Consider the following 14,398-nt stretch of genomic DNA (forward strand, 5'->3'; position numbering starts at 1 on the left):
TATATGTATTATGATAAAAGAGAATCCTATCCAATTCTTGACGTTTTTTACTATAATTCCATGAAAAATTGTAACTTTTTTATATGTATTTCGTTGTTATGTATGAAGGGAGGGAAATGTAGTGAAACGCAAACAATCATTAGAAGAAATTTACTCCGAACATATGCAAGATTTATTTCGCTATCTTCTCTCCCTAACCGGAGATTCCCACTACGCGGAAGATCTCATGCAAGAAACATTTTATCGAATGCTCGTCCATATTGACTATTATAAAGGAGAAGAAATTAGGCCTTGGTTATTTACGATTGCCTACAACGCCTTTATCGATTGGTATCGAAAAGAAAAAAGATATAAAACAACGACAATTGCAGAATTCCATTTACCAAACGTACCAAGTACAGAGCACTCTTATTTCGTAAAACACGAGATTGCTAGTTGGTTAGACAGTTTATCTGCTCTTCCTCTTGAAAGACGCAATGTGTTACTACTACGAGATTACTACGAATTCTCGTATAAGGAAATAGCCGAAATGACTGGTCTCTCACTAGCGAAAGTAAAAATTGAATTACACCGGGGACGAAAAGAAACGAAAAGCATAAAGGAGTGATAGGGATGGGTTGTACAAAGTTTAAAAAACTATGGAAGAAGTACGAAAATGGAACACTTACGCATGATGAACAGGAGCTGTTAGAAAATCATATTGAAACATGTGAAAAGTGTGAAGCTTACTTAGATGAGTTGCTTTCGAAGAGTGAACCGATAAAGAAAAGACTACCACCACAAAATCTTAAAATCTCATTTTGGAAAATAAAATGGAAACAGCGTTGGCAAACCGTTAGTTTTGTCCTTGCTGTTTGTATAGCAATCTATTTTATTGGTCATTTTTCATCTTCCTTTTACTTCTATTCGAACGAAATGAAAAACTTCCGGAAAGTGGATGATATACCAGCACTCGCACTAGAAGCAACAATGCCAAATAGTCGTTCCGCTGGAGGAAATACGAAGGTTAAACCCTTCTTCCGTACAGAGACTGAAATGAATTTATATAAAACAATCGGCAAAAAAGAATTTCCAATTGGTACAGTAACAATGAGTAGTTTCTTATCATCTGTAACTGTCACAAATCAATCTTGGGAAAACAGAGCCTATTCAAAAAAACTTTCCTTTGTTCATCCAAAAATCAAGGAAGATGCTTCTTTGAAAGAATCATCTAAAAAAGTGTGGGATACACTTGGAAAGGTACATGAGGGAACCGTTGCAGAAGTAGCGCTATCGTTTGACAAACCTTACGCTTTACAAGAATTAGAATCAATTCTATATAGCGCATTTGAAGCACAAGAAATGCCGCCAACTCCTATATGGTACGCTTTAGACACAGGACAAGAGAGAATAAATGAAGACGATTTTATCTTGCATAGCGGAGAGGTTATCGGATTTCAAGAACATATAGATCTTCCTGATAGTGAAGCAGAACAACCGAAGACAAAAGAAGATGAAGTAATTGAAATGATGCGCATTCTTTCTGAATATAAAAAAACTGTGAGTGAAGCTACTCGGACTCGTGAAAAAGATCTGAACTTAGATAAGCGCTATCAGTATGTAAAAGATAACGGTGTAAAAGTATACGGCATTGTCATTACTGGTCCGTCGAAAGAGTTATTAAAATTACAAAACTCACCGCACGTGCGTTATGCGACTCTTGGAGATATTGAGGTTTGGAATTGGTTTGATTATTAATGAGAAAAAGGAGAGCAAAGTGATGCTCTCCTTTTTTAATCCGAAATCACTTTCACATACATCCCTCTCACCGCTTTTTCATAAGCGACCTCACTCATCTGTTTTATTCGTTCTGACACAACAGACGATGGAACAACTTCCCCTTCACGAAGTAATAGAGGATTAATAAGACGAACTTTATTTTTCTGATACAAATCATAATCGTTTCTATCTTCTTTTACTTTTACATTCGGATGAACTTTGCTTAATAAAGCATCTACTTCTGGCTCACTACATTGCTTCAATTTCGAAATTAGCTCATCATCTTCAAGAAGAAAATCATCTGCATGAATAACCTTTTTATGAAGAGCTAACTTTAACGTTTTCGCTAACATATCATTTCCGTAAATATTCATTGGCTTCATAAAGAAATCGATTACTTCTTTGTAATACGTTTCTGTAAACCACTCAGCCATTTCGATACTTTGAAGAACCATTTTCCCATCTACAGCGACGACATCCTCTAAAAAACTGTGAACTTCTTCTAACGGAATATACCCATATGTATACATATCTCGTAACGTATAATCCACTCTGTCTGCACATAATTCTGGTGCTGACCTTTCCAGTAACGTCCACTTCGAATCATCTAACAAAATATCTTCATAGTTATAACCATACTTTGAAAGAATCGCTGGAATTTCTGAGTTTTTCACAACAGAACTAAATATCTCCTCATGATAACTTTCATCCTCATTATGAAAAACGTAATCAATCACGTGGGAAAAAGCAGTATGTGATACGTCATGCAGTAAACCAGCAATTTGTTCTTCTACTGAACCACCAAGTTTCTTAATTAACAACATAACGCCAACTGAATGATCAAAGCGCGTTACATTCCATTTCTCGTTCATTAAATAACTTGCACCGGCTTGATGAATACCTTTCAGCCTTTGCACAGACTTACTTAAAATTAATTCTTCTACTACTCGATCTACTTCAAACTCACCGTATAGTACATCTGATATGATCACTTATAATCCCCCTTTATTTCAGCCTAGTCTTATAATCGTACCTCTTTTATGAAATCAACATCAATATAAATATTAAATCTAAATATATTGATGTTTAGTTTTTAATATTGTATATTATACATGTCTGTTATTTCTGTTATTTCTTTTAATTCATTTTTTATTGAGTGCTCCTTATATGGAGCCTTTTTTTATTGAAAAATATGGGGACTTTCATTCCAAATCGTGAACAGGACGCTAGAAATAGAAACGTACATATTCCGGCGATAAAAAGGATAACATTGCCAGTTTTATTCTTCTTTGATTTAATACAAGTATGGCCGTTAAGGGAAAGAGGGGAAACATGAAAAAGGTTTTCTTCACCATTCTATTCATCATTATTTTATTAATTAGTTTAGGATATTGGAAATTCTTCACTTTATCTGGGGTTTCAGGCGGTGAAAAGATTCAATCTATCCACTCACCAGATAAAACGTATACTTTACATATATACAGGCATAATGGCGGCGCAACGACTAGCTTTGCTATAAGAGGAGAGCTTGTAGCAAATAATAAAAAATTTATGAACACGAAAAATCTATACTGGAATTATCGTGAAGAAGATGCAACTGTACAATGGTTAGACGATCATACAGTGATGATTAATAAACATAAATTACATGTAGAGACGGACACGTATGATTTTAGAAAAAACTAGTTTTACAGTTATAGTACGAAAGGTCGGGAATCTATGGACAGTTATTTTCCAAAAATAGGGCAGTTAATTGGTGGATTATGTGTACTTGTCATTTTGCTTTCATCCCTTTGGCTTATATGGATTGGCGAAACAAATATTCGTTATAGTGGAGATCATAAGGACACGATGCCTTTTTGGCACAAGTGGGTCCCTGTTATGATCGGTATACTCCTTATCCGTTTCTTACCGTCTCATCATAAAAACTATAATCCTCTTCAACAGTTTGAACAAAGGCGCATCATGATTCAAGCTATTGTCTTGTTCTTGAGCGGATCCCTCTTCACAATTAGTCTTCTCACCACGAACTTTGAAGGGATGGCATTACAATTTTGGTTTATGATATTTAAAATCATTTTATTATTATTCACCCCATTCATGCTTCTTTTGTTTTATAAAAGTAATCCCCAAAAAGAGAGACTGAAATCTATGAAATCAATAGAAAATCATAAATGGTATCGTTTTACACCACTTATTGTCATTATAATATGGGGGTACTTCAACTTCTTTTCTACATTCTCTACACCATTTGTTTCGGCTAAAATGGAACCCATAGTTTTAATATTAATTTTACTTGTAGGCTTTCTTATAAATAGTGTACTGGAAGAGTTTTTTTATAGGGTTTGGTTGCAAACACGTTTGGAATTATTACTAGGCACTTGGCCGGCTATTCTTCTTACATCATTGTTATGGGCGAGCTGGCATATCGCATTACATGGCTCTGGTCATTGGGATATTGATACAGCTACAGTTATTGTGAACCTTGGTATCGTAGGTCTATTCCTCGGATATTTGTGGGTACGTTATCGCAAAGTATGGGCAATTATTATTGTCCATGGACTAATTAATGCACATCCACTACAACTAATTGAAATTTTATTTAAGTAAAGGGCGCGGTTGCGAAACAAAAAAGGATTATACATATTAGTCATGTATAATCCTCTTTTTACACTTCAAATGCTAGTAACGGATGAAATTTTCAGCTTAATGCGTATGTGATTCTACTTCTAAATAAGTAAAATTTTATAACACTATTCAAACGTAACTTCCACCTGTACAATCTCCGACCTACTTCCAAGTCGAAGCGGTGGTCCCCAGAATCCGAAACCAGAAGAAACAATCGCGTGGAATGCACCTTTTTGTGCGTATCCCCAATCTAGTTCGTACATTCTTCTCGTTACAATATGATTCGGCGCCATTTGTCCGCGGTGCGTGTGACCGGATAATAGTAAATCGACGCCAGCATCCGCTGCTTGTTTCAACTCAAATGGTTGGTGATCCATTGCGATAACTGGCATGGATTTATCTACCGTACTCATTAAACTTTCAAAACTTTGGCGATCTCGCTCTGTTTTATCTCTTCTTCCAACGATATAAAAATGATCTTCAATTGTAATCACTTCATCTAACAGAATACGAATATCAATCTTATCCATCTCTTGTAAAAATTCCGGAACCGCTCGTCCGTAATATTCGTGGTTTCCTAACACACCATATACGCCTAATGGAGCCTTCATTTGTTTCATAATTGGCCCCATATTTTTTTGAATGAACACACCTGGATGATCATCGATAATATCTCCTGGCAGTAAAATAATATCAGGCTCCATCTCATTTACATGACGGACAAGTCTTTTCAAATGCGAAACGCCAGATAATTTACCAAAATGCATATCCGAAGCCATCGCAATGCGTAAGCTTTTACGTCCCTCTACTTTTTTCGGGATGTGCACCTCATATTTTCTTACTACTGGGCTATATGCGTTGAATACTCCATATGCAAAAATGAAGATGAACGCAAGTAACACGGCCGTTCCTGTCCAAATAATTGCGGTCTCTTTCTCCACCCCAAACTGTAGAAGGAAAACTGTAATATCAGCAAGTGGTAACAACATAAGCGCGTATTGTATGACCGCAAACCAAATTGAACCTATTGTTCGTAGAAATGGCAAAAACTTAAACACTTGCACGAGAATGTACGCATATGAAATAAAACCGACTACGAAAGCGTAATATCCCCAAGATTCCCAGCCAAACACCCTACTAAGCCAAACCCAACCGTTCCAGCCGATGTAAAACATGAGTAGTGTGTATACAATTAAAATAGTAAATATATTGAAATAACGAAAATTCTTCACAGATAGCCTCCTTCTTAATTTCTTCTATTATATCTTGTTATGCACGTTTAACGTAAATATTAAGCACAGCAATCTTTACAATAAAAACCTCTAACTGCTAGATGCAAATCTAGCAATTAGAGGCGCAATTCAAAACAAAATTACTTTTACAGATTTTCGTTATAGAAACTTGTTAATTTTTCAACTGCAATTTTTACTGGTTCTGGTTGGTCGTATAAATCGTAATGACTCGCACCTTTCACAACAAGTAAATCTTTTTTCTCTGAAGCTGCTTTCTCATACAACTCATGACCATCTTTATAAGAACCGAATGCGCCTTGCTTGCTGCCGACAATAATTTGTAACGGCTGTGTTAATAATGTATCTGCTAAATGGAACGCATCAAAACCAATTACCGATCCCATGCTCGTAAAATTTAACTTATTTGGAGAGTTAACACTTTGCCCTCGCGGTGTTGTATAGTACTCAACTGCTTCTACAATATCTATATCCGTCATACTTGCTACCTTTAATTCCTCCTGATTTTTAGGAATCCAGTTTGTAATCATTGCCTCTGCTCCGCGCGCTTCAGCAGTACGTTGTTTACCAATCGCCTCTAACACCCCAATCGGATCAGCTTCACGGTTTAATCGCCCAATATTTGCACCAACAACTGTGCCAACTGCTTTAATACGGCGCTCTGTCATTGCGGCATTTACCGCATAACCACCGCCTGCACAACCCCCTAACACACCGATGCGTTCTTCATCTACATAAGGGAGAGTAGTTACATAATCCACTGCTGAGCGAATATCTTCAACGCGCGCAGCTGGTTCTTCCATATATCTCGGTGCCCCTTCACTTTCACCTTGATACGATGCATCAAACGCAAGCGTAACATAACCTCGTTCTGCTAATTTCTCCGCATATAATCCTGCTGTTTGATCTTTACAGCTACTACCTGGATGCACACAAACAATCGCTGCATTTTGTTTCTTTTCCTCAGCACCTACAGGAATATTTAAAATACCTGCAACTTGTAATCCTCTTGCATAAAAACGTACATTTCTCTTCGTAACTGCCATATATAAAACCACCCTTACTGTATTTTAAATTTACACTTGTGAGAGTTAATACTCACGTGTATATTTATAATAAAGCGAGCAACCACTTGTTTCAATGACCACATTTGCGCATTTGGGTGATAATACACACATAACGAAATATGTGTATCAATAACGGAGGAACATTATATGGAGAAAATCGATAGAAGAATTATAAAATCACAAAACGCCATTCAATCCGCATTTATCGAAATGTTAATTGAAGATGGCTTTGATGAAATTACAGTAAAAAACATTACAGAAAAAGCAAACATCGGCAGAAAAACTTTCTACCTACACTACCTAGATAAATACAATTTATTAGACAAAATTGTGGACGACCATTTAAATCAATTAAGAGAAATATGCGATATAAAACAAACAAAAGGCTATATAGAAGGAACTGTCATATGGTTTGAATACTTCAAAGAACACAAACCATTTTTCGCATCGTTATTTAGAAGCAACAGCACATTATCGTTTCAGAAAAAGTTCCTAACGTTCATCATGGGGGAACTAGCGAAAAAACTAAACACGAATACGTCAGTAAATAAAAACATTGATACACACATCGTTTTAAAATTTTTAGGAACAGCTGTCATGGGCATTTTGGAATCTTACGTATTGGATGAAATTGATAATGATATTGAGTATGTTGCGACGCAGGTTGGGGAGTTAATGAAGAGGAATATATAACAATGCAAAAAAGGAAAATTTGAACTGCAAATTTTCCTTTTTTATTTATGCTAAATCTAGTATACGTTTCAATTTATTTCTTCAACTTATCCGTCTTCGCAATAAATTGTGCTGCTTCTGCGCGGCTTACTGCTTTATCTGGAGCCCAGCCATTATCTGTTCCAATTGAAATATTTTCTTGGATTAAAATATTGGCATACTTCGCACCCCAATGATTGTTTAAGTCAGCAAATTCTTTTGGTAGTTTCATATTTTCATTTCTTTCTAATTTATATGCATTTACTAGCATAGAAGCCATTGATGCACGGTTAATTAACCCGCTCGGATTAAAGTTACCCTTCTCATCACCTTTTACAATACCTGCTTTTTCAACAGCTGCGATGTACGGTGTAGCCCAGTGATTTTGTGCATCACGGAATGATGGCTTCGCATCTTTCTTAATTTCTAACCCTAAAACAGTTGCTAATATTTTTGCAGCTGAACTACGATCGATATTTTCAGCCGGAGCAAATGTACCATCTGGCTTACCGTTCACTGCTCCTTTATCTACTAAATATTGAACTGACTCTTGTGCCCAAGCTGGTACATCTGGGAATTTAGATTCCTTTTTAATTGTACTCGCATCAATTTCAAACTGCAGTTGATATTTATGATCATATTTAATTGCTGGAATTAATATATGCATTTGCATATTATATTTTTTCGAGAACTCCCCAATTTCAAATTGAACAACTTTCGTACCGTTATTCGTTTTATCTTCGGAGATTACTTTTACATCATGGAATGTCCCTACTTTATTTGGATCTTCTACTCTAAGATACTGAAAATAGCTACTATCTTGAACTGTTAGCGTAACGATTTTTTTATCACCTTGAATGGTTACTTTTGCATTTTTCAAATATGTAGACGCAACTGATGTATCATTCGTTTGATCTTTATAAGTCTTTAAAATAACGTCATATGTGCCATCTGCTAGTTTGCTATTTACTTTCATTTCTACTGCCGCTTCTGCTTTCGCAATCGGTGCCATAATACCACTGAATGGAACTGCTAAAGTTGCTGCTATAACGAACGCATTAACATATTTTTTCTTAATCATTATCAATACGACATCTCCTTTTATATGAATATACCCAACATAACTATCATATTGATAATGATTATCAATGTCAAATAAAATTAATAATACTATTTCCTACATAAGTACGCCTTCCGCTCGTTATTAAAAAGTAAATAATGCGCCGTGTGAACTTTTCTTTCCAAATAATCAATAGAATACGAGCTTGATGGATCGACTAAATCACCTATTGCACCTGAAAGATGATCGATTACTTGCTGCAAAATTTCTAAGTTTTTCTTCTCATTTTCAGAATTCATTTCATCCATAATGTCACAAATAAGGTATTGAACTCTCCGTAAACGTAATTCCTTTTGCTCCACGTATATCTCCTCCTTATTAGTCATATTACGGTTTAAATATATGGGGTTATAGCTTAACCAATTCTAAAAAATACAAAGGCAACCATCTTCATAAAGATGGTTGCCCCTATTTTTATACTTGTATCGCTTTTTCTCTCAAAGCTCTTCTTAACAATTTACCTGTCGTATTCTTTGGTAACTCTGTTAAAAATTCGATACTCATTGGCACTTTATATTTCGCTAAATGTAACTTGCAATAATGCATAAGTTCCTCTTCTGTTACGTTAGCTTGTTTTAGAACGACGTAAGCTCGCACTGCTTCTCCTAAGTTTTCATCAGGAACGCCAATTACGACAACCTCTGCTACAGATTCGTGTGTATATAATACTTCCTCTACTTCACGAGGGTATACGTTATAACCGCCAACTAAGACGATATCTTTTTTACGATCAACGATATAGAAGTAACCTTCTTCATCCATTTTCGCTAAGTCACCTGTATACAGCCAGTCGTCTTTCAATGTCGCAGCTGTATCTTCCGGCGCGTTATAATATCCTTTCATAACGTTAGGTCCGCGAACGATTAATTCACCGACTGCGCCAACAGGTACTTCTTCCCCAAGTTCATTCACAATTTTATTTTCTACATGCCAAATATTTGTACCGATTGATCCAGGTTTACGCGGACGATCTAGCGGGTTAAAACAAGTAACTGGTGATGCTTCTGATAAACCGTATCCTTCTGAAACAATTACATCAAATCGTTTTTCAAAGTTTTGCAGAAGAGCAACAGGCATTGATGCACCACCTGAAATACAAAGGCGAAGCGTCTTCACATCTTCTGCGCTTGCTTCTTCAAATAAATATAAATAATTGTACATTGTCGGTACACCAGCAAAAATCGTTGGCTCGTACGTGCGACAAATACGGAATACTTCTTTCGGACTAAATTTCGGTAACATTAAAATAGTTGCTCCGTTCACAATTGGCGCATTTACTGCTACTGTTAAGCAAAATACATGGAACATCGGCAGTGCCGCAACGACGCGATCATCAGCCGTATATTGTAAATACGACGCCACATCGCTCGCATTACTATATAAATTTTTATGTGTTAACATAGCGCCTTTCGGTTTTCCAGTTGTGCCTGAAGTGTATAGAATAACCGCTACATCTTCTTCATCTAGATCTGGGCCTTCGTAAGTTAAATCTCCAGCCCCTATCATTCTCGTAAACGTTTTCATTTTTTCGGTTTCTGTATGGTTAAAATCTGATGAGGTTTCGCATATGATGATGTTTTCAAGTGAAGGAAGTCTTGTTGTAAGAGATTGTATAACAGGTAGAAGGACGTCGAGTACGATGATTGTTTTTACATCTCCATTTTGTAAAATATAATGCATTTCGTCTGCTGTATAAATTGGATTAACTGGAATGACAGTTGCTCCAGCTTTCATTGTTCCGTATAAACCGACCAAAAAATGTGGTGAATTTCCAACAACTAATGCGACATTGTCCCCTTTTCCAATGCCCATTGCTGCTAAATTGCTAGAAAACCTTGTGACCATTTTGTTTAATTGGTCATACGAGACCGACTGATCCATAAATATATAAGCCGGTTTATCCCCCTTCTTTTTCGCCGTTTCAGCCAAAGATTGAACGAGATTCACAAAAACCCCACCTTTATAAAATTTAGAATATTTAAAAATTCTAAATTAATTATATTAAAAGAAAATTAAAGTAGCAAGTGATATTCCATTAATTGCATATACAACGATCACCTCCTGTTGACTCTCTTTGGAAGGATAAGGGAATTTTATTTATTAGCAAATGATGAAACGAAGGCTAAAATCATTTCAGGATAATATGCACTCATCTTTTCGCTAAGTTTTTCTAGTTCCTCCTTATTCAAGCTCGTCTGCTCCCCATACAAGTTGATTGCATCCGCTCCATTTTCATGAAAAAACAATGTAACATATAATGTCGGTAACCCGGTATTGGCCTCATCTATCGACAAGACAAGATCCGGTGTTTTATTCACAGCGCTAAACGTTTCATTTCTTTTCCATTTCTTATTTTGAAACATAGTTTGTATATCATCTATCTTTCGTTTGTTATCCGTATGCGTAAAATATATGACATTATCCTTCCCTAGCTTTCCAATCGATAAAAGTGTACGACTTGAGGACGTTTCATCGTTACAGGCTGTCATTCCGATGACGAAGCCGAGCAATAATACGACGTACATTACCCTTTTCATTTCGAACCGCCTCCTTTTGAATATATATATTCCTTTACAAGGGGCAAATGTCCTGTGATTTTACGGTATATGAAATTATATCGGCGATTTTTTGAATTTATCGACTTACCGACAAAACGTGACAATCTGCGAAAAAAAAGAGGCTACCAGTTACGGTAGCCTCCCTCATTTTTAAAAGAATAAATGTAAGAAATCTTCTGTTGTAATATTACCGAAGTAGCGTTTAATATCTACGTCTTCTAAAGCTGTAGTGAATGCATCTTTATCAAATTGTACGCCTGTTAGACGCTCTTCAATGTCATGCACATCTAATGATCCGAAGAAATCACCGTAAATTTTACATTCTGTTACTGTTCCTTTTTTCACTTCAAGACGAACGTCAACTTGTCCAACGGGGAAGCGGTGTGAATGTTGTAAGTTGAACTTCGGAGATTTTCCGTAGTTCCAGTCCCAATTTTGGTAACGTTCTTCAGAAAGTTTGTGGATCTCTTTCCAATCATTTTCTGTTAATTCATACGTTGGAATTTCTGTTTCCCCTTCGAAAATTGTTTCTAGAAGAAGTTGTCTAAACTCTTCTGTCGTCATTTTTTCGTTTAAAAATTCTGTAATGTTCGCAACGCGGCTACGGATTGATTTAATTCCTTTTGATTGGATCTTATCCATTTTTACTTTTAACGCTGATACGACGTGATCGATTTCAGAGTCAAATAGTAACGTACCGTGACTGAACATACGACCTTTCGTTGAAAACTGCGCGTTACCTGAAATTTTTCTACCTTCAGCTAAAATGTCGTTACGACCACTTAGTTCTGCATTTACGCCTAATTTACCAAGCGCTTTCGTTACAGGCTCTGTGAATTTTTTGAAGTTGCTAAAACTGTCTCCATCATCTTTCGTAATAAAGCTAAAGTTTAAGTTTCCTAAATCGTGATATACTGCGCCTCCGCCTGATAGACGACGAACGACATGGATACCTTGTTCTTTTACGTAATCTGCATTAATTTCTTCTACTGTGTTTTGGTTTTTACCAATGATAATAGAAGGTTCATTAATATAGAACAGTAAATATGTTTCGTTAATATCTAAATTCTTCACACAATATTCTTCAATCGCTAAGTTTATTCTAGGATCTGTAATCCCTTTATTATCAATAAATAACATCGTATCACCTCATGAGTTCCAGATGTAACCACTATGCGCTAGCGTAATATGGCCACTGAAAATTTGTTTTGCTTCTGTTACTAAATAAGATGGGTTTCCTGTATGCGGTAAGTGCGTTAATAAAAGTTCTTTTACATTCGCATCTTTCGCAATACTTGCTACTTCTGTACTATTCATATGCCCTGCTTTCGCCGCCTCTTGATGTGCATACATATTACACTCACAAATGAAAAGATCAACATCTTTTGTGAATGGAATAAATTCAGGAATATAACTGGAATCCGCGCTATATACGACAGCGTCACTACCAGCTGTAATACGCATCGCATAACAGGTAACAGGATGAACAGTTTTTAAAAATGAAATCGAGAACGGTCCAACTTGAAGTGTTTCTTCTGGATTGTACGCGATTCCTTTCGTATGCGGTTCATGTGTTAAAGAATGGAAGCCATTCTCGTCAAACGTATGACCGTATATTGGTAATTCCGATAGTTGTCCCTTTGTCGCACTTGTAATTAATCTCGCATATTGCAATACCCCAATGTCTGCAACATGATCATGATGATAGTGTGACAGTACAACTGCATCTATATCAGATGGTGTTATATATTTTTGAAGCTGTGCTAGTACACCACTACCACAGTCGACAAGTAAACGAAAACCATCGTGTTCAAACAAATACCCCGACGTTGCTTCTCCCGCTTCTGGAAAGCCGCCCCAAAAGCCGACAACAGTCATTTTCATATGTATCCATCCTTTCTAAAACCGAGTAGGAATGCATGTTTCACTTACATTCTACATTGTTAACTATAATCCATTTCCTAAACTTTTTCATTAATTTTCATTTTGTTATAAAACAGTTGTTGACTTTTGTTTTTTGTACTAATACAATGATAGTAAGAAATGGAAATGGAGGGATTGACATGATCGATCAACCAATGGAGTTTTTCAGAAATTTACCGACGAAAACTTGTGCGCACTGTGGGAAAGAAATTGATGAGCAGCACGAAGCATACCATAACAAATGTGATGACTGCGTTCACGAAGAATAGTAATTTATGAACATAAAAAAACCTAGCAGACATAGTCTACTAGGCTAATAACATCGTATCCTTCTTCATCGTTGAACCTTTCACCAAGAGCTCCAATTCAAACTCATACAATTCTTTTTGTCGATAATTTTTCGTATGGATTTTATCCATCATCAGGTCGACAACTTTTCGGGCCATCTCATCGATTGGCTGTTCAATTGTCGTAATACCTGGCTCAGTAATCTGTGATAATATTTGATTATCAAAACCGATAACAGCGAGATCATCTGGAATGCTCCAGTCATGGCGTTTTGCCTCTGAAATGATTCCAGCTGCAACCTCGTCGCCTCCTGCCAAAATCGCGGTAGGATTTTTTTTGTCCTTTAATACTTCATGGAATATTCTCTTTCCATCATCCCAAGCGAAAGCGTTTTCAAGAAAATCGATCGCTTCTACTTGGCGGCTCTTCTCAGTTATTGCACGTAAAAAGCCCATTTTTCGCTGCTGGCTAACCACTTTGGTTTCGTTACCACGACAAAAAATAAGATTACGATATCCTTGTTCTAACACATGCTTAGCAGCTATGTATGCTCCTTGCGCATGATCAAACTTCACTGTTGGAACATTTGCTTCCTCAATATATTCATTACATAACACGATTGGACCGTGCTGTAAGTATGGCTCTACATCTTCCCAAGGATTTTCTAGTGAACATAGAATAATCCCATCTACTTGTTTCGTAGATAATAATTGTAAATACTCCATCTCTTTTTCCGGTAAATATCTTGTTTGACAAATAATCAGTTTATATTTATGTTCAGAAGCAGCAATCTCGATTGCTTCAATAAATCGACTGAAGAAAGGATTTGTAATCCTTGGAACTAGCACCGCAATTGTTTCCGTCTTTTGTTTACGAAGCCTTCTCGCCGCAGAATTAGGAACGAAACCTAAATGCTTCATTGCTAATTGAACCCTTTTTTTCTTCTCATCTGAAACATATGGATGATTATTAATCACCCTAGAAACCGTTGTCCTTGATAACCCCGCTAATTTCGCCACGTCCTCTATAGTCGACACGAAATTCTCCCCCTTTGCATGAAAACGTTTTCTTAAACTGATTATATAGTATATTATT

16 protein-coding genes are annotated in these 14,398 nt (G+C 36.4%); 6 read left to right on the forward strand and 10 right to left on the reverse strand.

The annotated features are described in order from the left end of the window. Positions 1-121: 121 nt before the first annotated feature. Together ILS93_RS14940 and ILS93_RS14945 are read left to right on the forward strand one after the other, a co-directional pair. Entirely contained in the window at positions 122-607 is a 486-nt protein-coding gene (locus tag ILS93_RS14940; RefSeq protein WP_064476859.1) for an RNA polymerase sigma factor, read from the forward strand. A gap of 5 nt (positions 608-612) precedes the next feature. Next, the gene (locus ILS93_RS14945) at positions 613-1,737 is read left to right on the forward strand and encodes an anti-sigma factor (protein WP_088047855.1); all 1,125 of its coding nucleotides are present in this window, start codon (positions 613-615) and stop codon (positions 1,735-1,737) included. 35 nt (positions 1,738-1,772) lie between these two features. On the opposite strand, the gene ILS93_RS14950 is transcribed toward ILS93_RS14945, so the two are convergent. Beyond that, on the reverse strand, positions 1,773-2,750 hold the full coding sequence (locus tag ILS93_RS14950; RefSeq protein WP_088047856.1) for an HD domain-containing protein: 978 nt from the start codon (positions 2,748-2,750) through the stop codon (positions 1,773-1,775). Between the two features lie 340 nt (positions 2,751-3,090). Between ILS93_RS14950 and ILS93_RS14955 the strand changes: the two genes are divergently transcribed. Further along, positions 3,091-3,444: a DUF5412 family protein gene (locus tag ILS93_RS14955; protein WP_088047857.1), complete on the forward strand. Its 354-nt coding sequence runs from the start codon at positions 3,091-3,093 to the stop codon at positions 3,442-3,444. Between the two features lie 33 nt (positions 3,445-3,477). After that, the gene (locus ILS93_RS14960; RefSeq protein ID WP_222660782.1) at positions 3,478-4,368 is read left to right on the forward strand and encodes a type II CAAX endopeptidase family protein; all 891 of its coding nucleotides are present in this window, start codon (positions 3,478-3,480) and stop codon (positions 4,366-4,368) included. 143 nt (positions 4,369-4,511) lie between these two features. On the opposite strand, the gene ILS93_RS14965 is transcribed toward ILS93_RS14960, so the two are convergent. Beyond that, positions 4,512-5,618: a metallophosphoesterase gene (locus tag ILS93_RS14965; protein WP_222655097.1), complete on the reverse strand. Its 1,107-nt coding sequence runs from the start codon at positions 5,616-5,618 to the stop codon at positions 4,512-4,514. A 146-nt stretch (positions 5,619-5,764) separates the two neighbouring features. Then, a complete protein-coding gene (locus ILS93_RS14970; protein ID WP_222660784.1) occupies positions 5,765-6,682 on the reverse strand; it encodes an alpha/beta hydrolase in 918 nt (305 codons plus the stop codon). Between the two features lie 168 nt (positions 6,683-6,850). On the opposite strand from ILS93_RS14970, the gene ILS93_RS14975 reads away from it, so the two are divergent. Beyond that, positions 6,851-7,396 (forward strand): TetR/AcrR family transcriptional regulator, encoded by a 546-nt coding sequence (locus tag ILS93_RS14975; protein ID WP_088047861.1) that lies wholly within the window; start codon positions 6,851-6,853, stop codon positions 7,394-7,396. A 73-nt stretch (positions 7,397-7,469) separates the two neighbouring features. Here the strand turns inward: ILS93_RS14975 and ILS93_RS14980 are convergent, their stop codons facing one another. The 6 genes from ILS93_RS14980 to ILS93_RS15005 all read right to left on the reverse strand — a co-directional run bounded on the left by ILS93_RS14980 (position 7,470) and on the right by ILS93_RS15005 (position 12,976). Further along, positions 7,470-8,495, reverse strand: a complete 1,026-nt coding sequence (locus ILS93_RS14980; RefSeq protein ID WP_149173352.1) for an S-layer homology domain-containing protein — start codon at positions 8,493-8,495, stop codon at positions 7,470-7,472. A gap of 89 nt (positions 8,496-8,584) precedes the next feature. After that, a complete protein-coding gene (locus ILS93_RS14985) occupies positions 8,585-8,836 on the reverse strand; it encodes a hypothetical protein (protein WP_064476867.1) in 252 nt (83 codons plus the stop codon). Between the two features lie 112 nt (positions 8,837-8,948). Next, positions 8,949-10,481 carry a fatty acid--CoA ligase family protein gene (locus tag ILS93_RS14990; protein ID WP_064476868.1) on the reverse strand — a complete coding sequence of 511 codons (1,533 nt, stop codon included), beginning with the start codon at positions 10,479-10,481 and terminating at the stop codon, positions 8,949-8,951. 146 nt (positions 10,482-10,627) lie between these two features. Further along, positions 10,628-11,071, reverse strand: a complete 444-nt coding sequence (locus tag ILS93_RS14995; protein ID WP_088047864.1) for a hypothetical protein — start codon at positions 11,069-11,071, stop codon at positions 10,628-10,630. Positions 11,072-11,242: 171 nt separating this feature from the next. Beyond that, positions 11,243-12,232 (reverse strand): lipoate--protein ligase, encoded by a 990-nt coding sequence (gene lplA, locus ILS93_RS15000; protein WP_088047865.1) that lies wholly within the window; start codon positions 12,230-12,232, stop codon positions 11,243-11,245. Between the two features lie 9 nt (positions 12,233-12,241). Then, entirely contained in the window at positions 12,242-12,976 is a 735-nt protein-coding gene (locus ILS93_RS15005; protein WP_222660786.1) for an MBL fold metallo-hydrolase, read from the reverse strand. A gap of 179 nt (positions 12,977-13,155) precedes the next feature. Between ILS93_RS15005 and yhfH the strand changes: the two genes are divergently transcribed. Beyond that, on the forward strand, positions 13,156-13,284 hold the full coding sequence (gene yhfH, locus ILS93_RS15010) for a protein YhfH (protein WP_000567010.1): 129 nt from the start codon (positions 13,156-13,158) through the stop codon (positions 13,282-13,284). A 39-nt stretch (positions 13,285-13,323) separates the two neighbouring features. On the opposite strand, the gene ILS93_RS15015 is transcribed toward yhfH, so the two are convergent. Beyond that, complete coding sequence (locus ILS93_RS15015; protein WP_064476870.1) at positions 13,324-14,340, reverse strand: LacI family DNA-binding transcriptional regulator; 1,017 nt, start codon at positions 14,338-14,340, stop codon at positions 13,324-13,326. Positions 14,341-14,398 lie beyond the last annotated feature (58 nt).

Source organism: Bacillus sp. 16GRE42 (genome assembly GCF_019837435.1).
In the GTDB taxonomy this organism is placed as follows: Bacteria; Bacillota; Bacilli; order Bacillales; family Bacillaceae_G; genus Bacillus_A; species Bacillus_A wiedmannii.

Bases quoted from the DNA above. Each gene is read 5' to 3' on its own strand.
- ILS93_RS14945 (WP_088047855.1), top strand. From the start codon at position 613: ATGGGTTGTACAAAGTTTAAAAAACTATGGAAGAAGTACGAAAATGGA.
- ILS93_RS14955 (WP_088047857.1), top strand. From the start codon at position 3,091: ATGAAAAAGGTTTTCTTCACCATTCTATTCATCATTATTTTATTAATT.
- ILS93_RS14960 (WP_222660782.1), top strand. From the start codon at position 3,478: ATGGACAGTTATTTTCCAAAAATAGGGCAGTTAATTGGTGGATTATGT.
- ILS93_RS14970 (WP_222660784.1), bottom strand. From the start codon at position 6,682: ATGGCAGTTACGAAGAGAAATGTACGTTTTTATGCAAGAGGATTACAA.
- ILS93_RS14975 (WP_088047861.1), top strand. From the start codon at position 6,851: ATGGAGAAAATCGATAGAAGAATTATAAAATCACAAAACGCCATTCAA.
- ILS93_RS14980 (WP_149173352.1), bottom strand. From the start codon at position 8,495: ATGATTAAGAAAAAATATGTTAATGCGTTCGTTATAGCAGCAACTTTA.
- ILS93_RS14995 (WP_088047864.1), bottom strand. From the start codon at position 11,071: ATGAAAAGGGTAATGTACGTCGTATTATTGCTCGGCTTCGTCATCGGA.
- lplA (WP_088047865.1), bottom strand. From the start codon at position 12,232: ATGTTATTTATTGATAATAAAGGGATTACAGATCCTAGAATAAACTTA.
- ILS93_RS15005 (WP_222660786.1), bottom strand. From the start codon at position 12,976: ATGAAAATGACTGTTGTCGGCTTTTGGGGCGGCTTTCCAGAAGCGGGA.
- yhfH (WP_000567010.1), top strand. From the start codon at position 13,156: ATGATCGATCAACCAATGGAGTTTTTCAGAAATTTACCGACGAAAACT.